Below are 12,181 nucleotides of genomic sequence, written 5' to 3' on the forward strand. Positions count from 1 at the left end.
GAAGCATGTCCGGACCGGGACGCCCGGTCAACCGACAGAGGTCATGGAGCAAATACTCGGTATCAGCCGGCACTCAGCTTCGCCGCGACCCAGCCGGGAACGTCGGTCAGCGCCGCGACCAGGTCCGGGCCATCGGCACCTCCGCCCTGCGCCATGTCCGGGCGACCGCCGCCCTTGCCTCCGGTACGACCGGCAACGAAGCCGACGAGTTCCCCGGCCTTGATCCGGCCGGCCGCCGCGCCGGACACGCCGGCGACCAGCGCCGCCCTGCCTTCGCTCGCGCCGGCCAGCACGATCGCGGCATCGCCGAGTTGCTGGCGCAGCCGGTCCAGGGCATCGCGCAGTGCCTTCGCGTCCAGGCCGTCGACGCGCGCGGCCAGCACCCTGATGCCGTGCACCTCGACCGCCTGCGCGCCGAGGTCGGCGGTCGCGCCGCTGGCGGCCTTGGCCTTGTAGGCCTCGACCTCGCGCTCGAGCTTCTTCTGGCGGTCGAGCAGGCCACGCAGCTTGTCGGCGACCTCTGCGGTGGTACCGCCGAGCAGGCCGGCGGCCTCGCGCAGGCGGCCCTCCTCGCCCAGCACGTGGTCGAGCGCGGCCTGGCCGGTCAGTGCCTCGACCCGGCGCACGCCGGCGGACACGCCACCCTCGGACACCAGCTTGAACAGGCCGATCTCGCCGGTGCGGCCGACATGGGTGCCACCGCACAGTTCGATCGAATCGCCCATCTTCACCACGCGCACGCGCTCGCCGTACTTCTCGCCGAACAGCGCGATGGCGCCGGCGTCGATCGCCTCCTGCATGCCCATCTCGTCGACGACCACGGCATGGTTGGCGCGGACCTCGACGTTGACCCGGCGCTCGATTTCCGCCAGTTCCTCGCCGCCGATCGGCTGGAAGTGCGAGAAGTCGAAGCGCAGGCGGTCGGGCGCGACCAGCGAACCCTTCTGCGCCACGTGCGTGCCCAGCAGCCCGCGCAGCGCGCCGTGCAGCAGGTGGGTGGCGCTGTGGTTGAGCACGATGCTGCCGCGGCGCTGCCCGTCAACCGTGCCGGCCAGGGTGTCGCCGACGCGCAGGATCCCCGACTGCAGCCGTCCGGTGTGCCCGAAAAACTGCCCGGCGAGCTTCTGCGTGTCGGACACGGCGAAACGCGTCTCGACGCCGTGCAGCTCGCCGGTATCGCCGACCTGGCCGCCGGACTCGCCGTAGAACGGCGTCGCATCGAGGATGACGATGGCCTCGTCGCCGGCCTCGACGGCGTCGACCGGGCGCCCGTCCTTGAGCAGGGCCAGCACCGCCAGGCCGTCGGCCTCGAGACGGTCGTAGCCCACGAACCGGGTCGGCTGCAGCTGCGCGACCAGGTCGGCCGGAAGCTGCACGCCACCGCCGAACTTGCCGGCCGCACGCGCGGTCTCGCGCTGCCGCTCCATCGCCGCGTCGAAGCCGGCGATGTCCACGGTCAGGCCGCGCTCGCGCGCGATGTCCTGGGTGAGGTCGAGCGGGAAGCCATAGGTGTCGTACAGGCGGAACGCATCGGCGCCCGGGATGCAGCCGTCCGACTTCGCCGCCACCTCGTCGAAGATCTTCATGCCCGCGTCGAGCGTCTCGGCGAAACGCTCTTCCTCGGCCAGCAGCGCCTTCTCCACCAGTTCGCGCTTGGCGGGCAGCTCCGGATACGCCTCGCCCATCAGCGTGGCGAGCGTGCCGACGAGACGGTGGAAGAACGGGCCGCGCGTGCCCAGCATCCAGCCATGGCGCAGCGCGCGGCGGATGATCCGGCGCAGCACGTAGCCGCGGCCCTCGTTGGACGGCAGCACGCCGTCGACGATCAGGAAGGAACAGGCGCGGATGTGGTCGGCGATCACGCGCAGCGACTTGTTCTCCAGGTCCGGCGTGCCGGTGAGTTCGGCCGCCTTGCGGATCAGCGCCTGGAACAGGTCGATCTCGTAATTGCTGTGCACGTGCTGCAGCACGGCAGCGAGGCGCTCCAGGCCCATGCCGGTGTCGACGCAGGGCGCGGGCAGCGGCACGAGCGTGCCGTCGGCCTGCTTGTCGAACTGCATGAACACCAGGTTCCAGATCTCGATGTAGCGGTCGCCGTCCTCGTCGGGCGAGCCCGGCGGGCCGCCGAAGTGCTCCGGACCATGGTCGTAGAAGATCTCGGTGCACGGGCCGCAGGGGCCGGTATCGGCCATCTGCCAGAAATTGTCCGAGGCGTAGGGCGCGCCCTTGTTGTCGCCGATGCGGACGATGCGCTCGGCCGGCACGCCGATCATCTCGTGCCACAGCGCGTAGGCCTCGTCGTCGGTGTGGTAGACGGTGACCAGCAGCCGCTCGGCCGGCAGCTTCCACACCTGGGTCAACAGCTCCCAGGCCCAGGCGATCGCTTCCTTCTTGAAGTAGTCGCCAAACGACCAGTTGCCCAGCATCTCGAAGAAGGTGTGGTGGCGCGCCGTGTAGCCCACCGAATCCAGGTCGTTGTGCTTGCCGCCGGCGCGCAGGCAGCGTTGCACGTCGGCCGCGCGCGGGTTGGCGCGCTTCTCCGCGCCCAGGAACACGTCCTTGAACTGGACCATGCCCGAGTTGGTGAACAGCAGGGTCGGGTCGTTGGCGGGCACCAGCGGCGCCGAGGGCACGATTTCGTGGCCCTTGCCGCGGAAGAAGTCGAGGAAGTCGCTGCGGATGCGCGCGGTCGTATAGGGGCTGGACGTGGTCATGGCGTACTTGGGGACGGGCGGGCGGCCTGGCCCGTCCGCGACACCCCGAGAGAGGCACATGGCCAGAGCAGACACACCCAGCGAAGCCGCCAGATTAGCAAACCGGCCGGTTCAAGTCGCCGCTGCACGGGCCTCGCGCCCGGCAATGCCCGCCCTCCCCTTCCCGCCGGCAGGCGCTCCGATGCCCTCCGCGGCCTGTGGGTCAGCCGTCCGGATCGTCCGGGTCGAAGCGGGTGGCCGCCCGGATGCGGCCGCCGTCGAAACCGCGCCGCATCAGCAGCTCTGCGGCCTTGCGACGCTGGTTCGGATCGCGCGGGCCGGACTCGCCGAACCGCCTGCGCACCAGGTCGCGGGCGACCTCGTCCCAGTCGCCCTCGAAGCCGGCCATGGCGGCCTCCACCGCCTCGCGGTCGAGCCCGTGCATGCCGAGTTCGGCGCGGATGTGGAGCGGCCCGTAACCGCTGCCCGCGCGGCTGCGCACCAGCGATTCGGCGAAGCGGGCGTCGTCCTGCCAGCCCGCCTCGGCCAGGCGCTCGACGGCGGCGCGGGCGTCCTCGGCTTCGACGCCGCGCGCGGTGAGCTTGCGGGTGAGCTCGCGGCGCGAATGCTCGCGCCGGGTCAGCAGGCCCAGGGCGCGCTGGGTGGCGGTCGGCGGCTGCCGTGGTCGGCGCGGACGCGGCGCGTCGCTCATGCCGGTCGTGCCCCGGGGCATCGCCCGCACGCCACCGGGACGGCGCCCCGCAGCTTCCGGCTGCGAAGGGGCGCCCCGATCGCGCCGGACCCGCCCGTCTCGTCCGCCATGCCCATGCGCCCTCCTCTGCCAGGCCGCCCAACAGGATCAGCCCTCCCGTCGCCGGAGAGGGCTGGATGGAGAAGGCCGTCCCTGGCCGCGAAGATCATCCGGGAGGTCAGGCGTCCGCGCCGGCCTTGTCGTCTTCCTCGTCGCGCTTGGCATCGGCGGGCTGGAACTTCTCGCGCAGCTCGGCCTCGAGCTTCTTCGCCACCTCGGGATTCTCCTTGAGGTAGTTGCGCGCGTTCTCCTTGCCCTGGCCGATGCGCTCGCTGCCGTAGCTGTACCAGGCGCCGGCCTTGTCGACCAGCTTGGCGTCCACGCCCATGTCGATCAGTTCGCCCTCGCGGCTGATGCCCTCGCCGTACAGGATCTCGGTGATGACCTGCTTGAACGGAGGCGCCATCTTGTTCTTGACCACCTTGATGCGGGTCTGGTTGCCGATGATCTCGTCGCCCTTCTTGATCGCGCCGATGCGGCGGATGTCCAGGCGCACCGACGCGTAGAACTTGAGCGCGTTGCCGCCGGTGGTGGTTTCCGGGCTCTGGCCCGGCATCATCACGCCGATCTTCATGCGCAGCTGGTTGATGAAGATCACCATGCAGTTGCTGCGCTTGATGTTGCCGGTCAGCTTGCGCAGCGCCTGGCTCATCAGGCGCGCCTGCAGGCCCGGCAGCTGGTCGCCCATCTCGCCCTCGATCTCGGCCTTGGGCGTCAGCGCGGCGACCGAGTCGACCACCACCACGTCGACCGCGTTGGAGCGCACCAGCATGTCGGCGATCTCCAGCGCCTGCTCGCCGGTGTCGGGCTGCGAGACCAGCAGGTCGTCGATGTTCACCCCCAGCTTCTGCGCGTAGGTCGGGTCGAGCGCATGCTCGGCGTCGATGAACGCGGCGGTGCCGCCGGCCTTCTGGCATTCGGCGATGGTCTGCAGGGTGAGCGTGGTCTTGCCCGAGGACTCGGGGCCGTAGATCTCGACCACCCGCCCCTTGGGCAGGCCACCGATGCCCAGCGCCATGTCCAGCATCAGCGAACCGGTCCCGACCACCTCGGCCGGCTCGACGCTGCCATCGCCCATCCGCATCACCGAGCCCTTGCCGAACTGCTTCTCGATCTGGCTCAGGGCCGCGGAAAGGGCGCGCTTCTTGTTCTCGTCCATCGTGGTGGTCCTTGTCATGTTGAATTCGTGTTGGGTGCATCCTTGCAGGCGCCCATCGCAAAAGCTGCGACGCCGGCGCCGGGATCGACGCTAGCCGCGCGACCGGTGCAGCGGATGCCGGGATTCGCCCCTGGCGGATGTGGGAAAACTCCCCGCCCGGATCACCGGTTCGGCCTCACCAGCCCGCAGTAGAGGCCCTCGATGGCGAAGTCCTGGCCGGGCTGCACCTCGATCGGCGCGTAGTCGGGGTTGCGCGGCAGCAGGCGGATGCGGTCCTTGCCGATCTTCAGCAGCTTGACCGTGATCGCATCGTCCACCCGCGCCACCACGATCTGCCCGCTGCGCGCATCGCGGGTGCGGTGCACGCCGATCAGGTCGCCCTCGAAGATGCCCTCGTCGATCATCGAATCGCCCTTGACCTTGAGCAGGTAGTCAGGCGCCGGCGAGAACAGGGCGCGATCCATCAGCACCATCTGCTCGCTGCCGATGTCGGCACCGATCGGCAGGCCCGCCGCGACCTGGCCCAGGACCGGCAGGTGCAGGGCATCGTCGCTGGCGACCGGCGGCGCATCGGCCTGCCCGGACTGCGACGCCGGGACCAGCACCCGGATGCCGCGGGCGCGGCCGGGCACGCGGCCGATGGCGCCGGCCGCCTCCAGCGCCTCGAGGTGGTACTGCGCCGCGCGCACGCTGCTGAAACCGAAGGCGCGGGCGATCTCGGTCTGCGACGGCGGCACGCCCTCGGCCTCGATCCGCTCCGCGATCATCGCGAGGATGCCCTGCTGGGTGTCGGTGAGCTTCATGGTTAGTAGTAATACTACTAAACCCAGGGCCAGGCAATTACCCGAGCCACGTCCTAGCGGCCGCCACGCCAGGTCGAGAACAGGATGTAGAGGCCGCCCAGCGCCGCCCCCACGAAACCCACGACCCCAAGCACCCGCAGCCCGGTGCTCGACACCCCGCCCGCGCTGTTGAGCACGATCGAGGAGCCCACGATCAGGGCGGCGGTCACGACGCCGAAGGTCAGGCGGCTCACCGCGCGGTCGATCTGGTCGCCGAATCCCTTGAGCGAATCGACGTCGACATGAACGCGCAGCTTGCCGCGGCGGGCGGCGCGCAGCAGCCTGTGCAGGTCCTGCGGCATGTCGCGCGCCAGGTCGAGCAGGCCGGACAGCGCGCGTCGCCCGCGCCGGGCCAGCACCGAAGGCGCGTAGCGCCGCAGCATCGCCCGCTCCAGGAAGGGGCGCGCGGCGCTGGCCATGTCGAAGTCCGGATCGAGCTGGCGACCCATGCCCTCCAGGGTGAGGAAGGTCTTGACCATCAGCGCCAGGTCCGGCGGCAGGGTCAGTCCGTGGCCGCGCAGGATCGCCGCCACGTCGCCCAGCATCCGGCCCATGCGCAGGTCCTTGAGCGGCACCCCGCGGTACTGGTCGACGAACCGGTCCACCGATTCCTGCAGGCCGCCCTCGTCGATGTCGGGGTTGTCGCCGGTCCAGTCCACCAGCACTTCGGACACGGCGGACGCATCCTGCGCGACCAGCCCGTGCAGCAGCCGCACGATCTCGAAGCGGCGCTGTTCGGACACGTGGCCGACCATGCCGAAGTCGATCACCCCGATCGCCCCGCCCGGCATGTAGAAGATGTTGCCCGGGTGCGGATCGGCGTGGAAGAAGCCATCCTCGAGCACCATCTTCAGCACCAGCCCGGCGCCGGTGCGGGCCAGCGCGCGGCGGTCGAGACCGAGGGCATCCACCGCGGCCAGGTCGCGCCCCGGCACGCCCTCCAGCATTTCCTGCACGTTGAGGCGCTCGCAGGTCCACTGCCAGTAGACCTTGGGCACCACGATGTCGTCGCGGCCTTCGAAGTTGCGCGCGATGCGCTCGGCGCTGCGGCACTCGGCCGCGAAATCGAGCTCGCGCCGCAGCGAAGCGGCGAACTCGCGCAGGGTGGCGGCCGGATGGAAGCGGCGCAGCTCGGGCATCTGCTTCTCGACGATCGTGGCCAGGTGCGCGAGCAGGCGCAGGTCGGCCTCGACCAGGTCGCGGATCCCCGGGCGCCGCACCTTGAGCACCACCGGCGTGCCGTCGGCCAGGGTCGCGCGATGCGCCTGCGCCAGCGAGGCGGCCGCCATCGGCGCGTGTTCGAGGCTGGCGAACACGTGGTCGGGGTCGGCGCCCAGGTCCTCGGCCAGCTGCGGGCGGATGCGTTCGAAGTCGACCGGCGGCACCGCGTTCTGCAGTTCCGACAGTTCCTCGACCCAGCGCGGCGGCAGCATGTCCACGCGCGTGGCCAGCACCTGGCCGAGCTTGACGAAGGTCGGCCCCAGGTCCTGCAGCGCGGCGCGCACGCGTTCGGGGACTTCGAGCTGCAGCAGGCCCTCCTCCACCGCCTGCCAGTGCACCAGCCGCCCCGCGCGTTCGAGCGCGCCGGCCAGGCCGAAGCGGCGCACCAGGTCGCCGAAGCCGTAGCGCACCAGCACGCGGGCGATGTCCTGCAGGCGCCCGAGGTCACGGACGGTGCCGAGCGTCTCCCACATCACCGGCCCCGCAGCGGACGCATGGTCCTGCTCACGCCAGCGCGCCATCAATGCCGCGCAACGCGGCTGCAACCGTCTGCCTGCGCACCGCGTCGCGATCGCCGTCGAACTGGAACAGCTCCGCCCGCGCATATCCGCCGCGCCGCTTCCAGGCGATCCACACCGTGCCGACCGGCTTGTCGGCGCTGCCGCCGCCGGGACCGGCGATGCCGGTCACGGCCACCGCGACCGAGGCGCCCGAATGCACCAGCGCGCCCGACACCATCTCGATGGCGGTCTCGCGGCTGACGGCGCCGTGCACTTCCAGCGTCTGCGGCGACACGCCCAGCAGCGCCTGCTTGGCCTCGTAGCTGTACGCGGCCATGCCGCAGTCGAACCACTCCGAGGAGCCGGCGATATCGGTCATCACCTTGGCGATCCAGCCGCCGGTACAACTCTCGGCAGTCACCAGCATGTGGTGGCCTTCGCGCAAGCGCGCACCGACACTGGTGGCGAGCTGGCGCAGGTCGTCGTCGGATACGGCGGAATCGGGCATCGGCGGGCGCGGTGGTCGTCGGCCTGTCTTTTTACTCCAAACCGCGGATGGCCGCAGGCCGGACGGGGCGGTCGCGGTCACCCGCCGCATGGCAAAGGCCCCGCTTGCGCGGGGCCTTTGCGTCCAGGCCGACCCGGCTCAGGCCTTGAGGTCGAAGCGGTCGAGCTCCATCACCTTGACCCAGGCGGCGACGAAGTCCTTGACGAACTTCTCCCCGCCGTCGGCCTGCGCATACACCTCGGCCAGCGCGCGCAGCACCGAGTTCGACGCGAACACCAGGTCGACACGGCTGCCGCTGTACTTCTTCGCGCCGGTCTTGCGGTCGCGGCCCTCGAACAGGTTCTCGCCCGCCGGCTTCCATTCGGTCGCCATGTCCAGCAGGTTGGCGAAGAAGTCGGTCGTCAGCGAGCCCGGCCTGTCGGTGAGCACGCCCAGGTCGCTGCCGTCCCAGTTGGCGCCCAGCACGCGCAGGCCGCCGACCAGTGCGGTCATCTCCGGGGCGGTCAGGGTCAGCAGCTGGGCCTTGTCGACCAGCAGGTGCTCGGCCGGCACCGCCGAACGCGACTTGACGTAATTGCGGAAGCCGTCGGCGAAGGGTTCGAGATCGGCGAAGGACTCGACATCGGTCTGGTCCTGCTCCGCGTCGACGCGGCCCGGGGTGAACGGCACTTCGATGGCGAAGCCCGCGGCGGTCGCGGCCTGCTCGATGCCCACGCCGCCGGCGAGCACGACAAGGTCGGCGAGCGACAGCCGGCAGTCGCGCTGGATCTCCTCCAGCTTCGGCAGCACCTGCACCGCGCGCTGGTTGACCTGCCAGCCGCGCTGCGGATCCAGGCGCAGGCGCGCGCCGTTTGCGCCGCCGCGCTTGTCCCCGCCGCGGAAGGTCGAGGCCGAAGCCCAGGCCGCCGAGACCAGGTCGCCGACGGTGAGGCCCGAGGCCGCGATCTTGGCCTTGGCCTCGGCAATGTCGGCCGGGGTGGGCTTGTGCAGCGGACGCGGCAGCGGATCCTGCCAGATCAGATCCTCGTTCGGTACTTCCGGGCCGATGTAGCGTGCCTTCGGCCCCATGTCGCGGTGGGTGAGCTTGAACCAGGCGCGCGCATAGGCGGTGGCGAACGCCTGCGGATCGTCGCGGAAGCGGCGCGAGATCTCCCCGTAGATCGGATCGAAGCGCAGCGACAGGTCGGTGGTGAGCATCGTCGGCCGGCGCTTGGGCGCATCCGGCGTCGGGCCCGGGATGAAGGGCTCGGTGTCCTTCGCCACCCACTGGTGGGCACCGGCCGGCGACTTCGTCAGCTCCCACTCGAAGTCGAACAGGAACTTGAAGAAGTCGTTGCCCCACTGCGCGGGCGTGCTGGTCCAGGTGACTTCCAGGCCCGAGGTGATGGTGTCGGCGCCCTTGCCGCTGCCGAAGCTGTTCGCCCAGCCCAGGCCGCCCAGCTCCAGGTCGGCCGCTTCCGGATCTGCCCCGACGTGGTCGGAAGGGGCTGCGCCGTGGGTCTTGCCGATGGTGTGGCCGCCGGCGATGAGCGCGACGGTCTCCTCGTCGTCCATCGCCATGCGCTTGAAGGTCTCGCGGATGTCGTGCGCGGCGAGCAACGGGTCGGGGTTGCCGTCCGGGCCTTCCGGGTTCACGTAGATCAGGCCCATCTGCACCGCGGCCAGCGGGTTCTCGAGGTCGCGGGTGTGGACCTTGCCGTCGGCATCGTCCTCCGACACCAGCACGCTGTCCTCGCGCGGCTTGGGCACGCCTTCGGATCCGCGCGAGTAGCGTTCGTCGCCGCCAAGCCAGGTGGTCTCGCGACCCCAGTACACGTCCTGGTCGGGTTCCCACACGTCCTCGCGGCCGCCGGAGAAGCCGTAGGTGCGAAAGCCCGTGGATTCCAGCGCCACGTTGCCGGCCAGGATCATCAGGTCGGCCCAGGAAATCTTCTGGCCGTACTTCTGCTTGATCGGCCACAGCAGGCGGCGCGCCTTGTCGAGGTTGACGTTGTCCGGCCAGGAATTGAGCGGCGCGAAGCGCTGCTGGCCGCGTCCGGCGCCGCCGCGCCCGTCGCCGCTGCGGTAGGTGCCGGCGCTATGCCAGGCCATGCGGATCATCAGGCCGGCGTAGTTGCCGAAATCGGCCGGCCACCAGTCCTGCGAGGTGGTCATCAGCTGCAGCAGGTCCTTCTTCAGCGCCGCGTAGTCGAGCTTCTTGAACTCTTCGCGGTAATTGAACGACTTGCCCAGCGGATTGGACCGCTCGGAATGCTGGCTGAGCAGGTCCAGGCGCAGCTGGTTGGGCCACCAGTCGCGGTTGGTGGTGCCGCCGCCGGCGGCGGAATGGAACGGGCACTTGGATTCGGACGACATCGCTGGTTTCTCCCCGGCAGTTGGTGGCGAGCGCCCAAGGTAGCGACCCGCCAGCGGTTGAGGAAATCGAATGATGCGAACAGCGCGATAGGGCCTACCTATCGATTTCCGGATGGATGCCTTGCGTCAATCGCAGCGATCAGCACGCGCCGCCGGCCGCCCGCCCGGAGGCCCAGGCCCACTGGAAGTTGTAGCCGCCCAGCCAGCCGGTCACGTCCACCACCTCGCCGATGAAGAACAGGCCGGGCACCTGGCGCGACATCATCGTGCTCGACGACAGGCCGTCGGTATCCACCCCGCCCAGCGTCACCTCGGCCGTACGATACCCCTCGGTGCCGCTGGCGGTGATCCGCCAGTCGGCCAGCTGGGTCGCAACCTGCTGCAGCTGCGACGGGCCGTACTGCTTCATCGGCCGGCTCGGCAGCCAGACCTCGCACAGGCGCTGGGCGAAGCGGCGCGGCAGCACGTCGGCCAGCACGTTGCGCAGTTCGGTGCCGGCGCGCTCGCGCTGCTGCGCCTGCAGCCAGGCCAGGGCGTCCCGCCCGGGCAGCAGGTCGAGCCGCAGCGCATCGCCGGGCTGCCAGTAGGACGAGATCTGCAGGATGGCCGGGCCGCTGAGGCCGCGATGGGTGACCAGCAGGCGGTTGCGGAAGCTGGCGCCGTTGCAGCTCGCTTCCACCTCGAACGACAGCCCGGACAGGTCCTGCAGCCGCTCCAGCGGCTTGCCGCTCAGCGTCAGCGGTACCAGGCCCGCGCGCGTGGCCAGCACGGCATGGCCGAACTGGCGCGCGATCTCGTAACCGAAGCCGGTGGCGCCCATGCTGGGAATGGACAGGCCGCCGGTGGCGACCACCAGCGATTCGCATTCCACCGTGCCCAGCGTGGTGCGCAGGCGGAAGTGGCGCTCGCCGGGGCGTTCGATGCGCTCGACCGTGCAGTGCGTGCGCACCTGCGCGTCCACCGCTGCGGCCTCGTCGAGCAGCATGCGCACGATCAGCTTCGATGACTCGTCGCAGAACAGCTGGCCCAGTTCCTTCTCGTGCCATGCGATGCGGTGCGCATCGACCATGGCGATGAAGTCCGACGGCGTGTAGCGCGCCAGCGCCGACTTGCAGAAATGCGGATTGGCGCTGATGTAGTTGGCTGGCGAGGTGCCGGTATTGGTGAAGTTGCAGCGGCCGCCGCCGGACATCAGGATCTTCTTGCCGACCTTGTTGGCGTGGTCGAGCACCAGCACGCGGCGGCCGCGCGCACCGGCGGCAATGGCGCACATCAGCCCGGCCGCGCCGGCGCCGATCACGACGACGTCGGTCTCGATCCTCTCGCGGCGAACGTCCGAACTCATGCGCCGCGCGCCGTCCGGGCCCGCCTGCGCGGCGCCATAACGGAAACGGCGGGCAGAGCCCGCCGCGTCTTCCGGCCGGTCACGGATCGCGGTTCAGCGCTTGCCGCCAAGCAGGCCGCCGCCGATCTTCAGCAGGTCGCCCACCCCGAACTGGCCATCGCCATCCTGGTCGAGCACCGCGCCGAGCAGTCCGCCGCCGATGCCACCCTGCTGGCGCACCTGGCGCTGCTCCTCGCCCAGGATCGCGCCGAGCTGCTGCGCGCTCGCGTCGCCCTGCGCCAGCTGGCCCTCGCCCTTGTCCTGGAACAGCTGCCGCGCCAGGAAGGCGAGCACGATGGGGGCGAGAATCTTCATCAGCTGGCCCGCCTTGCCGCTGTCCAGGCCGGTGGCCTGGGCCAGTCCGGCCTCGGCGCGCGGCAGCTGGCCACCGAGCACGTGTCCGAGGATGCCGGCGCCGTTGGTCTGGCGCGACTGCGCGCCGCCCAGCACCGCGCCTAGCAGGCCGCCCAGGTCGCCGGCGCCGGCGAAGTCCTGCTGCAACGCGCCGAACAGCGCCTGCGCGCCCTGCGGCTGGCTGGCGTTGCGGCCCAGCGCGCCGAGCAGCAGCGGCAGCGCCGCACTCACCGCGCCCGCCGTCTGCGCCTGGCCGGCGCCGAGTTGCTGCGCGATCCGCTGAAGCGGCGCGCCCTGCAGCTGCTGGAACAACTGGTCGGTGAGGGAACTGGACATGGCAGGCTCCAAGGCGCG

Annotated in this window: 9 protein-coding genes; all 9 read right to left on the bottom strand. The window is 70.6% G+C overall.

Annotated elements, in window-relative coordinates:
• Nucleotides 1-62: 62 nt before the first annotated feature.
• The gene (gene alaS, locus ACFQ2D_RS14885; protein ID WP_280943475.1) at nucleotides 63-2,714 is read right to left on the bottom strand and encodes an alanine--tRNA ligase; all 2,652 of its coding nucleotides are present in this window, start codon (nucleotides 2,712-2,714) and stop codon (nucleotides 63-65) included.
• Nucleotides 2,715-2,916: 202 nt separating this feature from the next.
• A complete protein-coding gene (gene recX, locus ACFQ2D_RS14890) occupies nucleotides 2,917-3,405 on the bottom strand; it encodes a recombination regulator RecX (RefSeq protein WP_280943474.1) in 489 nt (162 codons plus the stop codon).
• A 217-nt stretch (nucleotides 3,406-3,622) separates the two neighbouring features.
• On the bottom strand, nucleotides 3,623-4,663 hold the full coding sequence (recA, locus tag ACFQ2D_RS14895) for a recombinase RecA (RefSeq protein ID WP_280943512.1): 1,041 nt from the start codon (nucleotides 4,661-4,663) through the stop codon (nucleotides 3,623-3,625).
• A gap of 161 nt (nucleotides 4,664-4,824) precedes the next feature.
• Entirely contained in the window at nucleotides 4,825-5,466 is a 642-nt protein-coding gene (gene lexA, locus ACFQ2D_RS14900; RefSeq protein ID WP_280943473.1) for a transcriptional repressor LexA, read from the bottom strand.
• Nucleotides 5,467-5,519: 53 nt separating this feature from the next.
• Complete coding sequence (locus ACFQ2D_RS14905; protein ID WP_280943511.1) at nucleotides 5,520-7,199, bottom strand: ABC1 kinase family protein; 1,680 nt, start codon at nucleotides 7,197-7,199, stop codon at nucleotides 5,520-5,522.
• Between the two features lie 31 nt (nucleotides 7,200-7,230).
• Nucleotides 7,231-7,734 (bottom strand): CinA family protein, encoded by a 504-nt coding sequence (locus ACFQ2D_RS14910; RefSeq protein WP_280943472.1) that lies wholly within the window; start codon nucleotides 7,732-7,734, stop codon nucleotides 7,231-7,233.
• Between the two features lie 138 nt (nucleotides 7,735-7,872).
• Nucleotides 7,873-10,089 carry a catalase/peroxidase HPI gene (katG, locus tag ACFQ2D_RS14915; RefSeq protein WP_280943471.1) on the bottom strand — a complete coding sequence of 739 codons (2,217 nt, stop codon included), beginning with the start codon at nucleotides 10,087-10,089 and terminating at the stop codon, nucleotides 7,873-7,875.
• A gap of 139 nt (nucleotides 10,090-10,228) precedes the next feature.
• Nucleotides 10,229-11,434: a BaiN/RdsA family NAD(P)/FAD-dependent oxidoreductase gene (locus tag ACFQ2D_RS14920; RefSeq protein WP_280943470.1), complete on the bottom strand. Its 1,206-nt coding sequence runs from the start codon at nucleotides 11,432-11,434 to the stop codon at nucleotides 10,229-10,231.
• Between the two features lie 93 nt (nucleotides 11,435-11,527).
• Nucleotides 11,528-12,163, bottom strand: coding sequence for a DUF937 domain-containing protein (locus tag ACFQ2D_RS14925; RefSeq protein ID WP_280943469.1), 636 nt, complete (start codon nucleotides 12,161-12,163; stop codon nucleotides 11,528-11,530).
• Nucleotides 12,164-12,181 lie beyond the last annotated feature (18 nt).

Source organism: Luteimonas composti, from assembly GCF_042678665.1.
Classification (GTDB): Bacteria; Pseudomonadota; Gammaproteobacteria; order Xanthomonadales; family Xanthomonadaceae; genus Luteimonas; species Luteimonas composti.

Bases quoted from the DNA above. Each gene is read 5' to 3' on its own strand.
- ACFQ2D_RS14920 (WP_280943470.1), bottom strand. From the start codon at position 11,434: ATGAGTTCGGACGTTCGCCGCGAGAGGATCGAGACCGACGTCGTCGTG.
- recX (WP_280943474.1), bottom strand. From the start codon at position 3,405: ATGAGCGACGCGCCGCGTCCGCGCCGACCACGGCAGCCGCCGACCGCC.
- ACFQ2D_RS14925 (WP_280943469.1), bottom strand. From the start codon at position 12,163: ATGTCCAGTTCCCTCACCGACCAGTTGTTCCAGCAGCTGCAGGGCGCG.
- recA (WP_280943512.1), bottom strand. From the start codon at position 4,663: ATGGACGAGAACAAGAAGCGCGCCCTTTCCGCGGCCCTGAGCCAGATC.
- alaS (WP_280943475.1), bottom strand. From the start codon at position 2,714: ATGACCACGTCCAGCCCCTATACGACCGCGCGCATCCGCAGCGACTTC.
- ACFQ2D_RS14905 (WP_280943511.1), bottom strand. From the start codon at position 7,199: ATGTGGGAGACGCTCGGCACCGTCCGTGACCTCGGGCGCCTGCAGGAC.
- ACFQ2D_RS14910 (WP_280943472.1), bottom strand. From the start codon at position 7,734: ATGCCCGATTCCGCCGTATCCGACGACGACCTGCGCCAGCTCGCCACC.
- katG (WP_280943471.1), bottom strand. From the start codon at position 10,089: ATGTCGTCCGAATCCAAGTGCCCGTTCCATTCCGCCGCCGGCGGCGGC.
- lexA (WP_280943473.1), bottom strand. From the start codon at position 5,466: ATGAAGCTCACCGACACCCAGCAGGGCATCCTCGCGATGATCGCGGAG.